Annotated in this window: 17 protein-coding genes and 1 pseudogene; 8 read left to right on the top strand and 10 right to left on the bottom strand. The window is 62.3% G+C overall.

The window, feature by feature from the left end; translation table 11 throughout:
- The first annotated feature begins 116 nt into the window (after positions 1–116).
- Positions 117–1,265, top strand: coding sequence for an AI-2E family transporter (locus tag ABR948_RS03555; RefSeq protein ID WP_428114061.1), 1,149 nt, complete (start codon positions 117–119; stop codon positions 1,263–1,265).
- Between the two features lie 26 nt (positions 1,266–1,291).
- On the opposite strand, the gene ABR948_RS03550 is transcribed toward ABR948_RS03555, so the two are convergent.
- The 6 genes from ABR948_RS03550 to ABR948_RS03525 all read right to left on the bottom strand — a co-directional run bounded on the left by ABR948_RS03550 (position 1,292) and on the right by ABR948_RS03525 (position 5,005).
- On the bottom strand, positions 1,292–1,585 hold the full coding sequence (locus ABR948_RS03550; protein WP_428114060.1) for an antibiotic biosynthesis monooxygenase family protein: 294 nt from the start codon (positions 1,583–1,585) through the stop codon (positions 1,292–1,294).
- Positions 1,586–1,727: 142 nt separating this feature from the next.
- A complete protein-coding gene (locus ABR948_RS03545; RefSeq protein WP_428114059.1) occupies positions 1,728–1,964 on the bottom strand; it encodes a hypothetical protein in 237 nt (78 codons plus the stop codon).
- Between the two features lie 59 nt (positions 1,965–2,023).
- Positions 2,024–3,250, bottom strand: coding sequence for a GGDEF domain-containing protein (locus ABR948_RS03540; protein ID WP_428114058.1), 1,227 nt, complete (start codon positions 3,248–3,250; stop codon positions 2,024–2,026).
- A 227-nt stretch (positions 3,251–3,477) separates the two neighbouring features.
- A complete protein-coding gene (gene rpsI, locus ABR948_RS03535; RefSeq protein ID WP_428114057.1) occupies positions 3,478–3,954 on the bottom strand; it encodes a 30S ribosomal protein S9 in 477 nt (158 codons plus the stop codon).
- Position 3,955: 1 nt separating this feature from the next.
- Positions 3,956–4,420: a 50S ribosomal protein L13 gene (rplM, locus tag ABR948_RS03530; RefSeq protein ID WP_428114056.1), complete on the bottom strand. Its 465-nt coding sequence runs from the start codon at positions 4,418–4,420 to the stop codon at positions 3,956–3,958.
- Between the two features lie 156 nt (positions 4,421–4,576).
- Positions 4,577–5,005, bottom strand: coding sequence for a PaaI family thioesterase (locus ABR948_RS03525; RefSeq protein WP_428114055.1), 429 nt, complete (start codon positions 5,003–5,005; stop codon positions 4,577–4,579).
- An 83-nt stretch (positions 5,006–5,088) separates the two neighbouring features.
- Between ABR948_RS03525 and ABR948_RS03520 the strand changes: the two genes are divergently transcribed.
- The 4 genes from ABR948_RS03520 to ABR948_RS03505 all read left to right on the top strand — a co-directional run bounded on the left by ABR948_RS03520 (position 5,089) and on the right by ABR948_RS03505 (position 8,479).
- The gene (locus ABR948_RS03520; RefSeq protein ID WP_428114054.1) at positions 5,089–5,913 is read left to right on the top strand and encodes an enoyl-CoA hydratase; all 825 of its coding nucleotides are present in this window, start codon (positions 5,089–5,091) and stop codon (positions 5,911–5,913) included.
- Positions 5,914–5,920: 7 nt separating this feature from the next.
- A complete protein-coding gene (locus ABR948_RS03515) occupies positions 5,921–6,505 on the top strand; it encodes a CoA-binding protein (RefSeq protein WP_428114053.1) in 585 nt (194 codons plus the stop codon).
- Positions 6,506–6,639: 134 nt separating this feature from the next.
- Positions 6,640–7,920 carry an O-acetylhomoserine aminocarboxypropyltransferase gene (locus ABR948_RS03510; RefSeq protein WP_428114052.1) on the top strand — a complete coding sequence of 427 codons (1,281 nt, stop codon included), beginning with the start codon at positions 6,640–6,642 and terminating at the stop codon, positions 7,918–7,920.
- A 202-nt stretch (positions 7,921–8,122) separates the two neighbouring features.
- The gene (locus ABR948_RS03505) at positions 8,123–8,479 is read left to right on the top strand and encodes a hypothetical protein (protein WP_428114051.1); all 357 of its coding nucleotides are present in this window, start codon (positions 8,123–8,125) and stop codon (positions 8,477–8,479) included.
- Between the two features lie 103 nt (positions 8,480–8,582).
- Here ABR948_RS03505 and ABR948_RS03500 read toward each other — a convergent pair whose 3' ends face one another.
- Positions 8,583–9,398 (bottom strand): FTR1 family iron permease, encoded by an 816-nt coding sequence (locus tag ABR948_RS03500; protein ID WP_428114050.1) that lies wholly within the window; start codon positions 9,396–9,398, stop codon positions 8,583–8,585.
- Between the two features lie 151 nt (positions 9,399–9,549).
- A complete protein-coding gene (locus ABR948_RS03495; RefSeq protein WP_428114049.1) occupies positions 9,550–10,653 on the bottom strand; it encodes a COX15/CtaA family protein in 1,104 nt (367 codons plus the stop codon).
- Between the two features lie 93 nt (positions 10,654–10,746).
- On the opposite strand from ABR948_RS03495, the gene ABR948_RS03490 reads away from it, so the two are divergent.
- Complete coding sequence (locus ABR948_RS03490; protein ID WP_428114048.1) at positions 10,747–10,953, top strand: DUF2842 domain-containing protein; 207 nt, start codon at positions 10,747–10,749, stop codon at positions 10,951–10,953.
- A gap of 12 nt (positions 10,954–10,965) precedes the next feature.
- Here ABR948_RS03490 and ABR948_RS03485 read toward each other — a convergent pair whose 3' ends face one another.
- A complete protein-coding gene (locus ABR948_RS03485; RefSeq protein ID WP_428114047.1) occupies positions 10,966–12,018 on the bottom strand; it encodes a polysaccharide deacetylase family protein in 1,053 nt (350 codons plus the stop codon).
- 131 nt (positions 12,019–12,149) lie between these two features.
- Between ABR948_RS03485 and ABR948_RS03480 the strand changes: the two genes are divergently transcribed.
- The gene (locus tag ABR948_RS03480; protein ID WP_428114046.1) at positions 12,150–13,340 is read left to right on the top strand and encodes a GNAT family N-acetyltransferase; all 1,191 of its coding nucleotides are present in this window, start codon (positions 12,150–12,152) and stop codon (positions 13,338–13,340) included.
- An 85-nt stretch (positions 13,341–13,425) separates the two neighbouring features.
- Here the strand turns inward: ABR948_RS03480 and ABR948_RS03475 are convergent, their stop codons facing one another.
- Complete coding sequence (locus tag ABR948_RS03475; RefSeq protein ID WP_428114045.1) at positions 13,426–15,585, bottom strand: GumC family protein; 2,160 nt, start codon at positions 15,583–15,585, stop codon at positions 13,426–13,428.
- Positions 15,586–15,765: 180 nt separating this feature from the next.
- Here ABR948_RS03475 and ABR948_RS03470 point away from each other — a divergent pair.
- A pseudogene (locus tag ABR948_RS03470) lies at positions 15,766–16,055 on the top strand (polysaccharide biosynthesis/export family protein); the annotation flags it as partial.

Genomic DNA, 16,055 nt, shown 5'->3' with positions numbered 1-16,055 from the left:
CATTTTTGACGCGACGACCTTGCGCGAACCGGCGTCAAACGGGCGTGCCTTCTTTGCTTGATCCCGGGCGTGTTTGGCGAAAGAGTGCTTCCGCAACAAACCAGAAGGATTTCAAGGTGACAGATTCCGCCGACAATCGTCTTGAGGCCCGCGGCGATCTAGCATGGGCGATATCCGTCGGCGGCATCGGTGTGGTCGGATTCGCTGCCCTGTTGCTGTTCGCCTGGTATTTCGCCGCGACGCTATTTCTGATGTTTGCGGGAATGCTGCTCGGTGTCGCGCTCAACGCCATGACCAATATGCTCGGCCGCGTCGTCAGACTGCCGCATTCGCTGCGGCTGAGCATTGTATGCCTGGTGCTGGCAGGGCTGTTGTCCGGCGTGGTCTTCCTCGGCGGCGCCACCATCGCGCAACAGGCCATCGTGTTGAGCGATACGATTAAATCGCAACTGGTCGGCGTCAAGGCCTTCCTGGAGCGAAACGGGATCGACACCAGCTATTTCGAGCTCGGCAATCCCGCCGCGACACCGGCAGCAACCGCGACGCCGGCAACACCGGGATCCGCGATGACACCGGCTGCGACTGCGACACGCAATTTTCCCGGCGCAGGCGCGCTCGCCTCCAGCGGCGGCGCGATCGTGAGCCAGACCCTGAAACTGCTTCTGGGCACAGTCAGCGCGGTTGGAAATTTCTTTATCGTGCTGTTTCTCGGGCTGACCTTCGCGGCGCAGCCCGGCGTCTACCGAACGGGGCTGTTGTACATGGCCCCGGCACGGCATCGCGCCCGCACAACCATTATCGTCGATCGGATCAGCGAGACGCTGGAGCGCTGGCTGATCGCGCAGATCATCACCATGGCCGCGGTATTCGTTGTAACCTGGATCGGTCTTGCGCTCATCGGTATCCAGAGTTCGTTTATTCTGGGCATCCAGGCTGGCCTGCTGGCCTTCATTCCGACGGTGGGCGCGCTGGTCGCCGGATTGATCGTGGTGCTCGCGAGTCTCGCCTCCGGCTGGGTCGCCGCCGCCAGCGCGTTCGCGCTTTTCCTGGGCGTTCACGCGCTGGAAAGCTACGTTCTGACGCCGATCATCCAGCGTCAGGCGCTCGACATTCCGCCGGCCACGCTGTTCGGCTTCCAGATCCTGCTCGGTGTCGTGTTCGGGATCTGGGGAATATCGCTCGCTTTGCCGTTAATGGCGATCGTCAAAGTCCTGATAGATCATTTCAAGGCCGATGAAGCGGCAACCGGCGCGGTGGCGGCTTGACGCCGTCGCCGCCCGACCGTTGAGGCTCAGGACAATACCGTCTCGGTGTGTTCGACCTCGGGGGGTGCCGCAAAATACTGCCCGACCAGCGCCCGCCAGGCCGCGAAGTCTTCGGAGCCCCTGAAATCGACGGTGTGGTTTTCCACCGTCGCCCATTTCGCCATCAGCCGGTAACGCGACGGCTTCTCGATCGACCTGTGCAGTTCAATTCCCAGGCCCCCCTTGGCGCGCAGGAATAGCGGGCGCGCCTTGGTGACCGCGGCTTCAAAGTCCTTCTCGGTGCCCGGCTTGACGTCGATTTGTGCGATTTCAGTGATCATCTGGAGGCGGCCTCTGGTTGTGATGCACGTCTCTAGCTCAATCGGTTGAATAGCAAAAGCCGGCCGCCTCGATTTCGGAAGATGACGCTAGCAAAGAAAAAGGCGCCTTGCGGCGCCTTGACGTCCCCTGCTCCCGAGGAACTCAGTTCAAAAGCAGCACGGTACCGGCGACCATCAGCGCACAGCCGACAAACAAGACTGCGGGCCAGCGGCTCGGTAGCTGATCGTAGCGGCCTTGCGCACGACGCTGTGTGATCAGCGCGGTCTCATATTCGTCGGCGGTCGAGAACATGCAGGCAAAACCACCGCGCGCCAGCGTAGCCGCCGCTTCGAGCGAGGTCAGGGCGGCGTTGGGCCGGTGGCGGTGTGGCGTGTTCATGACTACAGATAATATGGATCGAATGGTAAACGGCAGGTTACCGCCGCCGTCCACCGTAGCTATGCGAGGCTCGCCACATCCGACTGCTGCGGCGATGGACGCAGGGCCCCCGCGGTCTTCCGCCGCCAATTTTCCAGCGATAGCGGCAGTTCCTCGGCCGCCTCGACACGATTACGGCCGCCGCGTTTGGCCTGATAGAGCGCGGTATCGGCCGCCGCCAGCAGCACCTCAAGCTCGGTGCCCGCCGGCCCACCGGCGACCCCGATGCTGACGGTGGTATCGACCGGCCCGCTCTCGTCCACAATTCCCGAGCTCTCGAAGGCTTCCCGCACCCGCTCGGCGGCGAGCACGCCTTCTTCCAGCGAACAGGGCAGCAACGCGGCGAACTCCTCGCCGCCGATACGCCCGGAGAGATCTGTGATCCGCAACGAGTTGACCACGATGGCGGAGAATAATTTGAGGATCTCGTCGCCCGCCGGATGACCGAAGCGATCATTGATCGACTTGAAATGGTCGATATCGAAGATCAGCACCGTCACCGGCCGGCCAGCTTTAGCTTCGCGCTCGATCACCCGCGACGTCGCCTCCGCGAAGCCACGGCGATTGAACATGCCGGTCAAGGGGTCCATCGACGCCGCCGTCTTGTGCGCGGTCACCGTGCGCTCCGACACCAGCATGAAGATGACGAACACGGTGCCGACCGCATAAAGCACGAGTTCGATCGCGAATACCGTAACCCAGACGCTGGTGCCAAACGAATGATTCTGGCGATGCAGGAAATCACCGAGCAGGATCGGCAGCATCAGCACGAATCCGTGCAGCACCGGGACCGCGATCGCGGGCCAGCGCCTTTGCAGCGTCCTGCGGCGCTCGGACCACAATTCGCTGGCCGTCAGCGCGGCATAAACCGCAACAATGCCGGCGCCGATCGTCATGCGCAGTGACGCAGCTTCAGGCGCCAGCGTCACGACGGCGGCAATCCAGACCAATGCGCCGAGCGGCAGCCCCGGCAGATTGGGCTTGCGGCCGTGGAACACCCGCGATGCGTTCCAGACCATGCCGCAGGCCACGAAACCGACAGCGTTCAACGCCAGCGACAGCATGTCGCCGAGCACCGGACCGGCCATTGTCCACAGCGCCACCGACGCGGCGCCGAGCAGATAGGCGGTCCCCCACCATTTCAACGCCGGGATATTCTCCTGCCGTCCGAACAGCAGCAGCATGGCTCCGAGCATTGCCGCGACCATTGTGGCAACGAGATAAAGCGTGGAAGTATCAAGCGACATGGGCCACCCTGTGATTGTGATGCAGCATTCCCGTCGCGGCTGAAATTGCAGCACACGCCGTCACTTCTTCGTGACGCTATGACTGCCGCGTTGGCAATCCGTTTGCGGCGATACGCAAGTTTTCAGGAAAAACTGCATCAACTCGTCGGCAATTGCTCAATAAAAAAGGCGCCCGGAACCGGGCGCCTTCTGGATGTTTCGCTTTCGCGATAATTCTAACGAAGCACTTAGCGCTTCGAGAACTGGAACGACTTGCGCGCCTTGGCGCGACCGTACTTCTTGCGTTCGACCACGCGGGAGTCGCGTGTGAGGAAGCCGCCCTTTTTCAGAACGCCGCGCAGGTCCGGCTCGAAATAGGTCAGCGCCTTCGAGATGCCGTGACGCACCGCACCCGCCTGGCCCGACAGACCGCCGCCAGCCACGGTGCAGATCACGTCGTACTGGCCCGCACGCGCGGCGGCGATCAGCGGCTGCTGGATCATCATCCGCAACACCGGACGCGCGAAATAGACTTCGACCTCACGGGTATTGACGGTGACCTTGCCGGCACCGGGCTTGATCCAGACACGGGCCACCGCGTCCTTGCGCTTGCCGGTGGCATAGGCACGGCCGTATTTGTCGACCTTCTTGACGTATTTCGGCGCTTCCGGCGCGGCCGGCTTCAGCGACGACAACTGATCGAGCGACTGCATGGTATCGGACATCTTATGCGGCCCTCATGTTCTTGCGATTCATCGAAGCAACGTCCACCGTTTCGGGTTGCTGGGCTTCATGCGGATGCTCCGGCCCGGGGTAAACGCGTAAATTACCGAGTTGCACACGGCCCAGCGGCCCGCGCGGGATCATGCGCTCGATGGCCTTCTCGACCACGCGCTCGGGAAACCGACCCTCGAGGATCGACTTGGCCGTACGTTCCTTGATGCCGCCGATGAAACCGGTGTGGTTGTAATAGACCTTGTTGTCACGCTTGCGCCCCGTGAGCACGATATGGGCCGCGTTGATGATGATGACATGGTCGCCGCAATCGACATGGGGCGTGTAGGTCGGGAGGTGTTTGCCGCGAAGGCGCATCGCGACCAAAGAGGCGAGCCGGCCGACCACCAAGCCTTTGGCGTCGATCAGCACCCACTTCTTCGTCACCTCGGCTGGCTTTGCCGAAAACGTTTTCATGTGAGGAAATCCGTGAAAGGGGGATATCGGACGCATCAGCGCCGAACTGCCGCGCTTTCTAGATAGGTCCGGCGTTCGCGTCAATGCCCAATCAAGATAAATATCTTAGTAAAAACAAATACTTATAAATATGGTGCGATAATACCGTAAAAAACACTAAGCATTTGGAATGGAATAGGTCGCCGTCACATGGGCGATCGGATCGGGCGCCGTACCCGACAGCAGATTGACCTCGCCGACCGCGAGCCGCTTGCCCAACTTCAAAAGCTTCGCTGCCGCCAGGATATCCTGCCCGGGCTGGCCCTTGCGCAGGAAATTGATGTTGAGATTGGTCGTGACCGCAAGACCAATCGGGCCGATCGCCGACAGCAGCACCACATACATGGCGAAATCCGCCAGCGCCATCAGCGTCGGTCCCGACACCGTGCCGCCCGGACGCAGCATCTGATCGCCGTAGCGCTGACGCAGCAGGCAGGAAGCACCGTCAGCGCTTTCGATCGATATATCGCCGCCGCTGAAGGCCTGGGGGAACTCGAGCTGGAGAAACCTCTCCAGCTCAGCCACGCTCATTTTCGCCATTGCCATGTCGCTTCGCCCGCCCTCGCCTCGCCCCGCTTGTTACATTAAGCTGTCATATCTGCCCAAGCGGATATTTCGTGGATATTTCGATGACGAGCCAGACCGCCCGCGCCGCCGCGCCACACACCCCGGTTCTCCTGCGCGAGACCGTCGGCTCCATCGTGGTGCTCACGCTCAATCGCCCCGAAGCCCGCAACAGCCTGTCGGAAGCCATGATCGCCGAACTGCACGCGGCGCTGAGGGATATTCACGATGATGCCAAGGTCCGCGCGGTGGTGATCGCCGCCAACGGCCCGGCCTTCTCCGCCGGCCACGACATGAAAGAACTGACCGCCCGCCGCGCCGACCCCGATCGCGGGCGCGCTTATTTCGCCCACATCATGACGGCCTGCAGCGCGATGATGCAGGCCATCGTGCAATTGCCGAAGCCGGTGGTTGCGGCCGTCCAGGGCATCGCCACCGCGGCCGGTTGCCAGCTGGTGGCAAGCTGCGATCTTGCCGTCGCATCGGAGGCCGCAACCTTCGCCACGCCCGGCGTCGACATTGGGCTGTTCTGTTCGACGCCGATGGTGGCGCTGTCGCGCAACGTTCCGCGCAAGCAGGCGATGGAAATGCTGCTCACCGGCGAACCGGTCCGGGCTACGACGGCGCGGGATATCGGCCTCGTCAATCGCGTCGTCGCCGCCGGCACCGAGCGGAATGCCGCCATCGCGCTGGCGCAAAAGGTCGCGCTCAAATCCGCCTACACCATCAAGCTCGGCAAGGCCGCATTCTACCGCCAGGCCGAAATGAGCCTTGCGGACGCCTATCGCTATGCGGCAGAGGTGATGGCCGAAAACATGATGGCCCGCGACGCCGAGGAAGGCATCGGCGCCTTCATCGAGAAACGCGAGCCGAAATGGCAGGACAAGTAAATTCGCAATGAACCATGACGCCTACGACGACAGTTACATCCGATCGATTCTCAACGGCGTGAAATCCATCGCGATGGTCGGGGCGTCGCCGGTCAATGTGCGGCCGAGTTACTTCGCCTTCAAATATCTGGCGCAGCGCGGCTACGACATGATCCCGGTCAATCCCGGCCATGTCGGCAAAAGCCTGCTCGATAAGCCCTTTGTCGCTTCGCTGCGCGAGATCGGCCGTCCCGTCGATATGATCGACATCTTCCGGAATTCGAGCCACATCATGCCGGTGGTCGATGAAGCGCTGCAAATGACGCCGCTGCCGAAAGTGATCTGGATGCAGCTTGGTGCGCGCGACGATGCCGCGGCCGCAAAGGCCGAAGCCGCCGGCATCAAGGTCGTCATGAACCGCTGCCCGAAAATCGAATATGGCCGGCTGTCCTCGGAAATCTCGTGGATGGGTGTCAATTCGCGGACGCTGAGTTCGAAGCGCGCGCCGATGCCGACCCAGGGCATGCGGCTTTCCCTGAACCGCATGAGCGTCGGCGGCGGCGAAACCGCCGCGTCCGACCGCGCCGCGAAAAACAAGAACGACCCTTCGTGACGCAAATGCGAAACGATTGTTTCACAAGCGCGCCACGACAAAGCACGACTATTGCGAACAACCCATGAAGTATCATGCCGGCTTGACGGCGAACGCCGCGGCCATCAGATTTCACAGCACAAGGAGCGCCAACAATGACCGATCGCCTTCCGGGATTTTCAACCCTCGCGGTGCATGCCGGCGCGCAACCCGATCCCACCACCGGCGCGCGCGCGACGCCGATCTATCAAACCACGTCATTTGTATTCAATGACGCCGACCATGCGGCATCGCTGTTTGGGCTGCAGGCGTTCGGAAACATCTACACCCGGATCGGGAACCCGACGCAGGCGGTGCTGGAAGAACGTGTCGCGGCACTCGAGGGCGGCACCGCCGCGCTGGCAACGGCGTCGGGTCACGCCGCGCAGGTCGTGGTGTTTCAGATGCTGCTCAAGCCCGGTGACGAATTCATCGCGGCGCGCAAGCTCTATGGTGGCTCGATCAATCAGTTCACCCACGCCTTCAAGAGTTTCGGCTGGAACGTGGTGTGGGCCGACCCCGATGACATCGCCAGCTTCGAGCGCGCGGTCACGCCGCACACCAAGGCGATCTTCATCGAATCGATCGCCAACCCCGGCGGCAGCGTTACCGACATCGAGGCGATCGCGGCCGTCGCCCGCAAGGCCGGCGTTCCCCTGATCGTCGACAACACGCTGGCGACGCCCTATCTGATCCGCCCGATCGACCACGGCGCCGATATTGTCGTGCATTCGCTGACGAAGTTTCTGGGCGGTCACGGCAATTCGCTCGGCGGCATCATCGTCGATGCCGGCACCTTCGACTGGTCGAAGGACAACAAATATCCGATGCTGAGCGAGCCGCGGCCCGAATATCACGGCATCAAGATTCAGGAGACCTTCGGCAACTTCGCCTTTGCAATCGCCTGCCGCGTGCTTGGCCTGCGTGACCTCGGTCCCGCGATCTCGCCGTTCAACGCGTTTCTCATTCTCACGGGCATCGAGACGCTGCCGCTGCGCATGCAAAAGCATTGCGAGAACGCCAAGGCGATTGCGGAATGGCTGTCGGCGCATCCGGCGGTCGCCTCGGTCAATTACGCCGGACTGTTGGGCGACAAATACAACAACCTCGCGCGCAAATATGCCCCGAAGGGCGCCGGCGCGGTGTTCACCTTCAGCCTCAAGGGCGGCTACGAGGCCGGCGTCAGCCTGGTGTCGAACCTGAAGCTGTTCTCGCATCTCGCCAACGTCGGAGACACCCGCTCGCTGGTGATCCACCCGGCATCGACCACCCACAGCCAGCTCGACGACGCCGCGAAGATCAAGTCGGGAGCCGCCCCGGACGTGGTGCGGCTGTCGATCGGCATCGAAGACAAGGAGGACCTGATTGCGGATCTGGAGCAGGCGCTGAGCGCGTAACCGGCGCGCAAGGCATCGCCCCAGGGCAGGCCGTCAACCCCGCAAATGCGAGTATCCAGTACGCCGCGACTTCGCGGTTTGAGCTCCAGCGCTCCGGCATACTGCTTCACGTGCCGGAGCCTGTCACCGGGCGGCGCATTGCGCCGACCCGGTGGCTGGTGGATCTGATTCGATCAGAACCGGTCCGGCTCCAGAATCAGATATGCTGCCCGGCGAAACCCGGGAACCTGCGATGCTGCGCGGCATGACGCTATTACTGTTGACGATGGCGATGGCCGGCGTGGCATTGGGCGCCGACATGCCCCCACGGCACTCGAGAACGGGGCCTTCCTATGGCGCTCCGCCTCAGGCCCAACGCGACCCCGACGTGCTGTTTACGCCGGCGCTCCCGACCATTCCGCCTTTGGTCCGCACACCGTTCTTGCAAGGCAAGGCGACACTGCCGGGCTATTACGGATCGACCCATTCCTATGATTATCAGGGTCCCTATTACGGCGGTCCCTATGTCGACTACCGGGACCGGCTGCCCTACGCCTGCGGCGTTTACGGCTATTGCTAGAGCATGATTCGGAAAAGTGGGAACCAATTTTCCGAAGAGATCATGCTCAAATAAAGGAGAAGCCAAGGTCTGATTCAACTTTGTTGAATCAGACCTTGGCGGCTTACGGCTTCGCCGTGGGCATCGCGGCCTTTTCCTCGCGCGCCAGCCGGGCATTGCGCTGGACCACCGAATAGGTCGCAAGCGCAAACACGATCACGAGCAACTGCGCCGACAAGGCCTCCACCGTCGGATTCAATCCGATGACGTCGAGCCATGCCGCGCCTTTCACCTCGGTGAACGGCAGCATCGACTGTTCCTGGAATTCCTGCACCGCCTCACCGATAAACTTGATCGCCATCGCAAACAGAAATGCCGAGGTGATGATGAACAGCGGCCGCAACGGGATCTTCTGCGCGATCAGGTTGATGAAATAGAACAGCACCACGAGACCGACGCTCGCGGCACCGAGCCCTGCGAACAGGCCGGCGCTCCAGCCGCCCTCGGTTGTGGCCAGCGCGTTGATGAACAGCACGGTTTCGGCGCCCTCGCGAAACACCGCGAGAAAGGCAAGTGCGCCAACCGCCCAGACGGTATCCTGCGCCAGCGCGTTATTGGCCTTTTGCGCCAGATAGTCCTGCCAGCCGCGCGGATCCTGTTTCACCATCAGCCAGCCGCTGACATAAAGCATCAGGCTTGCCGCGACGAGAATGATAATGCCTTCGAAAACGTCGCTATGCTCGCCCGAATTCAGCACCGCAAACAGCCAGGCCGCGATGATGCTGGCGCCGACCGCGGCCAGCGCTCCGCCATAAAGCGCCTGGATGCGGTGACCGGCACCCGCCTTGGTCAGATAACCGGCGAGTGCGGCGATCACCAGCATGGCTTCGAGCCCCTCGCGGAGCAGGATGACGGCGGCCTGAATGAATGCAGACGACATGAGCGAACCTGTGTTTGGCTCGTTTTATCGCCCAAACGCTTGATGTAAAGCGACGACACGACGCACAACCCCGGTAACGGACGTGCGACGTAAACAAAGCCCTGCAAACAAGGCGTTTCCTGAATTGCGAAGAAAATTAGAATAGTTCAATTCAGCCGATCTGCGTGACCGGCAGCACGAGCTTTTGCGACGCCGGCTCCGGCTGCCGCGCAGCCAGCCGTTCAGCCTGGATCACCGCTGCCGTCAGAACCACGATCGCAACGGCCTGATGCGCCAAACCGAGCGCCGTCGGAACCTGGTTGAGCAGCGTAAAAATTCCCAGCGTCGCCTGCAGCGCCACTGCCGCCGCCAGCCACACCGCGCCGTTGATCGCCGCTTTGCCCGCGCGCGAGCGAACCGCATCGAGAGCATGCAGGACCGCCAGCACCAACAGCGTATAGGCGACCATGCGATGCTCGAACTGAACGGTAAGGGTGTTGTCGAACAGATTGCGCCACCACGGCGTCTCGAAGAACAGTCGTGCCGCCGATGGGATCAATCCGCCGTCGATATCCGGCCAGGTGTTGTAGATCTTGCCCGCGCGCAGGCCCGCGACCAGCGCGCCCAGATAAAGCTGCACGAATGTCAGCACCAGCAGAGCCACGCCGGTGATTTTCAGCCGCGCTGGAACGGCCGCCGAACCAGTTAATGACGGCTGGTCCACCAGCCGGCGCAGCGTCCAGACAATGCCCGCGAAAATCAGCAGTGCCAGCACCAGATGCGTGGCCAGGCGATAATGCGAGACCTCGACGCGTTGCGAAAGCCCCGACGCCACCATCCACCAGCCGACCACGCCCTGCAGCGCGCCGAGACCGAAGATCAGCCACAACCGCCGCCTCAGATCGGCGCCCAGAGCCCCGCGCCACAGGAACCAGAGAAACGGCAGCAGATAGGCCACCCCGATCACGCGTCCAAGCAGCCGATGGCTCCATTCCCACCAGAAGATCGTCTTGAATTCGGCGAGATCCATGCCGGCATTGAGTTCACGATATTGCGGAATGGTCTTGTAGGCGTCGAAGGCTTGCGTCCATTGTTCCTGATTGAGTGGCGGCAGCGCGCCGGTGACCGGCTTCCATTCGACGATCGAAAGCCCGGATTCGGTCAGGCGCGTGGCGCCGCCGACCAGCACCATGATCGCGATCAGCGCGGCGATCGAGATCAACCACCAGCGGATGGTGCGGACGTGCGGAACTTGAGATGCGGAAAAGCCGGCCATCGACGCTGCGCTTGAATGAATTTGCGCGCACCTTATAGTCCGCCCCTTCCGGCGCGCAAGGCGCGCCCTGACAGCGAGCCGCACATTTCCGTCATGACCATACGCACCCGCAAATTCTTCGGAACCATCGCCCTCCTGGTACTGGTCGTGGTTTGGTCGCTGATGGGAATGACGGTGGCGCAGACGCCGTGGCTGGCGAGTTCGGGACTGCTGCAGGCGATTTTCTATGTCGTGGCCGGGATCGGATGGGTGCTGCCGGCGATGCCGATCATCAGCTGGATGGCGCGGCCTGACGCCTGAAATCCGCAGCTGCTAGAATCCCGCACTGCGCGTGGGTTTGGCCGAAGGGAATGTGATGCCTGAAAGAATCACGCGCATGGCGCGCAGCGAACGCTGACGTCCGTCCCAGGCGATACGCGGAAGCGCGTACAGGTTGGTCCGCCCCTCGGTCTCGACGACGCCTGGTATCGCCGACGCCGCGCTGGCGAATCCGGCCTCTTGCGCCATCGCAGCATGCTGCCGGCGCCACGATGCGCGATCGCCGAACGGATAGGCGAAATGCCTGACGTCGCGGTGAAACGCGGCGTGCGCGACCGCCCTCCCCATCGTCATCTCGCGCAATGCTGCCGCGTCCTTCAGGTTCGACAGCACGGGATAGTTCACCGTGGTGCTTCCGATTGTCACCAGCGGATCGGCCGCAAGCTTTGCCAGATCGCTCCAGTCCAGCGATGCCTCGCGCGACACTGCTGCGAGGTCGACCGAGTATCGCGTGCAGATATCCCTGATGGCGGAAGAAAGATCCGGCGGCGCCAGCGTGCGCATCCACCCCGAAAGAAAATCGTAGAGCTGGTATTTTTCGGACGTGCTTGCGATATTGAAGTGCCGCTCCTTGCGATCCATCACCAGGCTGAGACGAATCTCGCGCGCAATCACCGCCTCGAGCGCCAGCCACCAGGCCTCGCCAAGCCCGTCCGGGAACGCGGTCGGCACGTAAACGGTGAAGGGAACGCCATGCTGCGACAATACCGGATAGGCCGCCTCCATCAGATCCTTGTAGCCGCCATCGAAGGTCAGACAGGCAAACCGTCTTGGCGAGGCCAGCCTGACCGACCTCTGGCAAGCCTCGTCCATTGAAACGATATCGTACTTCCATCGCTTCAACGCCCGGATCGCTCGATCGAGAAATCCGGGCGTGATTTCCCGGGATTTGAGCGGCTGAAAGCGCACGCCGCGGCGCGGGCGCACCCGCTCAAAACGCATGATCACGCCGGCGCCGCCGGCTCGTCGTCCCCTGAGCAACGGCAGGCCGCTGAAATAGGCGAGTTCCAGCTTCAGGCTGGTCAGAAATCTGTTGTCGGATGGCAACGTCCCGCCCCTCAAATCCCTGGATTTCCGTCCCGCCACGGCCGCATTGTCATTACTCTTTGTTGACATTTCTTTGCAAAGGTCGGCCCAAGCTGAGAAATGTAAATATTTCCTTGTAGACGGGTTTCACAATGACCATGGCTGCCGCGATCGAGAGCCGGACAGCGGAAGCGCCAGCGTGGTCGAAGGCAAGCCGCATCGCCAGCGTCGATATTCTCGGCGATCTCAATCAGGCCGAGACGATCTGGCGCCGCCTGGAAGATCAGCAGCACTTCTCCACGCCGTATCAGCGGTTCGATTTCCTCGGCCCCTGGCAACGGCTGGTGGGGGAGCGCGAGAACCTTCGGCCTTTCATCGTCATCGCCTATGACATCGAACGTCGGCCGCTGCTGCTGCTTCCGCTCGCGCTCCGGCAAGAGCACGGCGTTCGCATCGCCTGTTTCATGGGCGGCAAGCATGCCACCTTCAACATGGCGCTGTGGGACCGGGATTTTGCCGCGCACGCGACCCGCGCCGATCTCGACGCGCTGATCTCGGCGATACGCGCACGGTCCGAGGCCGACGTCCTGGCGTTCAGCCAGCAACCCCTGTCCTGGCAGGATTTGCCAAACCCGATGGCGCTGCTGCGAAACCAAGCCTCAGCCAACGACTGTCCGCTGATGACGATTGCACCGGATGCGCCGCCCACGGCGCAGATCAGCAGTTCGTTTCGCCGCCGGCTCAAGGGCAAGGAACGCAAGCTGAAGACACTGCCGGGCTATCGCTATCGCGTCGCCGCCACCGACGCCGAGATCGGACGGCTGCTCGATGCGTTCTTCCGCATCAAGCCGCTGCGGATGGCCGAGCAAAAACTGCCCAACGTATTCGCCGACCCCGGCGTCGAGGACTTTATCCGCGGCGTCTGCATGATGCCGCTGGCCGGCGGCGGTCACGTCATCGATATTCATGCCCTTGAATGCGACGACGAGATCATCGCGATCTTTGCCGGCGTCGCCGACGGTTACCGCTTTTCGATGATGTTCAATACCTACACGATGTCTGAGAATTCGCGTTACAGCCCCGGGCTGATCCTGGTGCGCAACATCGTCGACCATTACGCCGAACGCGGATATCGAGCGCTCGACCTCGGAATCGGATCGGACAGCTACAAGAGACTGTTTTGCAAAGCCAACGAACCGATTTTCGACAGCTTCATCCCGCTCAATCTGCGCGGCACAGTCGCGGCTGCGGCAATGTCAGGCGTCAACCGCGCCAAATATCTGGTGAAGCACACACCGGCGCTGTTTCATATGGCGCAAAAGCTGCGAAGCGCGCTGCGCTGAGGCTCATCCCGCCACGCATGCCGTCCGGAGTAAGTCGTCCAAAGTATGCCGCTGGACCGGGTCCGAGGGTGAAGGGCTGCGGCGTTCAGGCCGCGACGACCCGCGGATTATAATCGATGGCATCAGACGACAGGGATGGCTTGCTCAGCATCGTGACGTCGCTGAAACCTGCCGCCCTGAGCTGATCGCACATCAGGGCACGGGCATCGGCGGCCATCGATAGGTCGGGCACCACCACGGCACGGGCCTGCGCCGTCAATAGCTCGGCGGGCAGATCGGAGGCGCTGCCGGCATCCAGCAATACATGGTCATAGACCCGCAGCAGCGCGTCGATCGCCAGCGTGAGCCGCGGCGATTGTAGCAACGCGCGGTCCGAGCCCGGACGCCCCGCGCTCACAAGATGAACCCGCGACAGCCGGTCCTTGGTGATGATTTGCGAAAAGGAAGCTTCGCCCAGCATCAATTCCGCAAGCCCAGGCGCTTTCGGATCGGCCGATACCGCCGGGATTGTCGGCGACGCCGCCGCCAAATCGACCACCACGACCTTTGCGCTGCGCGCGATCAGCCGCGCGATCGTCAGCGCCGTCAGTGTAATGCTTTCGCTCGAGGCGGTACCGAGGATGGTGATCTTGCGCGCCGCCGCCCCGGCGCTGCGCAAACCGTCGGCGAGGCGTTCGATTTCGGTGAGCCCGCTCACGAGGTCCGGGCGAGCCGCGCTGAAACTCGCCGTGGGCAATGGCATGCGAGCCGTTGCCGGCGAGGACGCGAACACAGCCACCGCGCGCGGCGCGGTCATGCGCAACAATTCGCCGGTGACGATGGCGCCGGCGCTGAGCATCAGGGTCGCCAGCGTCGCGATCAGCACGATCGGCAGCTTCTTCGGATAGGCCGGCGTGTTGGAAACGCTGGCACGGGAGATGATCCGGCCATCCGCCGGCGCGGCCTCGATATTCTCGCGGGTATTGGCCTCGCGATATTTCGCGAGATAGGATTCCAGGAGGTCGCGCTGCGCCTTGGCTTCGCGCTCGAGCGCCCGAAGCTGGACGTCCTGACCGTTGGTCGAGGTCGCCTGCTTCTTCAGCTGTTCAAGACTTGCGCTCAGGCCCTCGACCCTGCCACCGGCGATGCGCGCATCATTGTCCAGCGAACGCGAGATCTTGCTCGCTTCCTCCCGCAGCTGCCGGTCGAGATCGGCAAGCTGCGCCTTCAGCTCCTTGATGCGCGGATGACCGTCAAGCAGCGTCGATGACTGCTCGGCCAATTGCGCACGCAGCGTCACCCGCTGTTCGGACAGCCGGCGGGTCAATTCGGAATTGAGAACCTCGGACGCCTCGATCGGTTTGCCGCTCTGAAGCATTTCGCGGATCAGCCGCGCTTTCGATTCGGCGTCGGACTTCAGCGCCCGTGCGTTGTTCAATTGCGTGTTCAGCTCACCCATCTGCTGGTTGGAGAGCGTGGTATTGTTGGTGCCGACGAAAAGGCTCGATTTCGAGCGAAAATCCTCGACGCGGGATTCCGCGTCCGCAACCTTCTTGCGCAGATTTTCGATTTCGCCCGACAACCATTGGCCGGCGGATTTGGCCTGGTCCTGCCGCGCGCCCTGCTGCAGCACCAGATAGCCTTCGGCGATCGAATTAGCGACACGCGCCGCCAGTTCGGGATCACGCGACTGGAATTCGATCACGATGACGCGCGATTTGTCGACCGCATAGGCCGTGAACCGGTCGTAATACGCATCGAGCACCCGCTCTTCCGGCGTCAGCGAGAACGGATCTCGGCCAATCCCGAACAGTGCCAGCAGCGATCTCAGCGGCGAAAAGCCCTGCAGCACCGGATCGAATTCCGGCCGCTCCGCCAGTTTGTTCTTCTTGATGATTTCGCGGGCGAGATCGCGCGATAGCAAGAGCTGGACCTGGCTGGTCACCGCCTCGGGATCGAGCGCGTTACGCTCCTCGTTGCGTTCGCCATTCGGCCGCAGGAAGACGTTTTCACGTCCGTCGACCAGAATGCGCGCTTCGGATTTGTAGCGCGGGGTAACAAGATTGACGGCGGCGATCGAGAGCACCGCTGCAAGCAGCGTCGGAATGATGATCCAGCGTCTGTTGCGCACGAGCGCCTGGCCCAAAACGCGCAAATCCAGATCGCCGGATTCGGACGCCGCGGCCGGCTTATAAACCGCGGGTGCAGGCTTTGCGATGGCCCTCTCAATGAACGACCTGCCTGCTCGCCAGAACGCTAAACGCATCGCACACTCCCGCGGACGCCACGACTCTATCTAATCCCGGCGATTACACTCCATTAAGGTTGCCGCTGGGTTAATTCAGCCGATTTGCTGGCGCCGGCAACCGGTTCAGTCGACTGCGGTCATGCTTTGTTAACCATGAAAGTCCTTAATCGGAATCAACAATTGGCCGTGGATTGTCCGATGCGAGGCGTGCGCGCCGTAATAGCCTGTCTGCTCGCCGCGCTCGCGCTGTCGGGCTGCATGCACACGACCTCTCCGGTCGCAACCGCGCAGCCGCAAAGCGACCTCGATACCATGGCTTATGGCGGGCCTGCTTCCTATCCAGCCCCCGCGGCCGCCGTCGCGCCATCATCCAATTCCGGGGGCGCCATCGCCGCCCTTCGCGCCAGTTTTGCCGCGCCCCCCCGGCGTACTTACGCTCCGGCCCAGGCGGCCTATGCGGCAGCACCGATGCCGACACCGGTCGCCTA

Source organism: Bradyrhizobium sp. (genome assembly GCF_050014615.1).
GTDB lineage: Bacteria > Pseudomonadota > Alphaproteobacteria > Rhizobiales > Xanthobacteraceae > Bradyrhizobium.
The sequence above is the reverse complement of the archived record's forward strand: the minus strand, read 5'-3'. Positions and strand labels throughout refer to the sequence as shown.

Bases quoted from the DNA above. Each gene is read 5' to 3' on its own strand.
- ABR948_RS03550 (WP_428114060.1), bottom strand. From the start codon at position 1,585: ATGATCACTGAAATCGCACAAATCGACGTCAAGCCGGGCACCGAGAAG.
- ABR948_RS03545 (WP_428114059.1), bottom strand. From the start codon at position 1,964: ATGAACACGCCACACCGCCACCGGCCCAACGCCGCCCTGACCTCGCTC.
- ABR948_RS03540 (WP_428114058.1), bottom strand. From the start codon at position 3,250: ATGTCGCTTGATACTTCCACGCTTTATCTCGTTGCCACAATGGTCGCG.
- rpsI (WP_428114057.1), bottom strand. From the start codon at position 3,954: ATGTCCGATACCATGCAGTCGCTCGATCAGTTGTCGTCGCTGAAGCCG.
- rplM (WP_428114056.1), bottom strand. From the start codon at position 4,420: ATGAAAACGTTTTCGGCAAAGCCAGCCGAGGTGACGAAGAAGTGGGTG.
- ABR948_RS03525 (WP_428114055.1), bottom strand. From the start codon at position 5,005: ATGGCAATGGCGAAAATGAGCGTGGCTGAGCTGGAGAGGTTTCTCCAG.
- ABR948_RS03520 (WP_428114054.1), top strand. From the start codon at position 5,089: ATGACGAGCCAGACCGCCCGCGCCGCCGCGCCACACACCCCGGTTCTC.
- ABR948_RS03515 (WP_428114053.1), top strand. From the start codon at position 5,921: ATGAACCATGACGCCTACGACGACAGTTACATCCGATCGATTCTCAAC.
- ABR948_RS03510 (WP_428114052.1), top strand. From the start codon at position 6,640: ATGACCGATCGCCTTCCGGGATTTTCAACCCTCGCGGTGCATGCCGGC.
- ABR948_RS03505 (WP_428114051.1), top strand. From the start codon at position 8,123: ATGCTGCCCGGCGAAACCCGGGAACCTGCGATGCTGCGCGGCATGACG.
- ABR948_RS03500 (WP_428114050.1), bottom strand. From the start codon at position 9,398: ATGTCGTCTGCATTCATTCAGGCCGCCGTCATCCTGCTCCGCGAGGGG.
- ABR948_RS03495 (WP_428114049.1), bottom strand. From the start codon at position 10,653: ATGGCCGGCTTTTCCGCATCTCAAGTTCCGCACGTCCGCACCATCCGC.
- ABR948_RS03490 (WP_428114048.1), top strand. From the start codon at position 10,747: ATGACCATACGCACCCGCAAATTCTTCGGAACCATCGCCCTCCTGGTA.
- ABR948_RS03480 (WP_428114046.1), top strand. From the start codon at position 12,150: ATGACCATGGCTGCCGCGATCGAGAGCCGGACAGCGGAAGCGCCAGCG.
- ABR948_RS03475 (WP_428114045.1), bottom strand. From the start codon at position 15,585: ATGCGTTTAGCGTTCTGGCGAGCAGGCAGGTCGTTCATTGAGAGGGCC.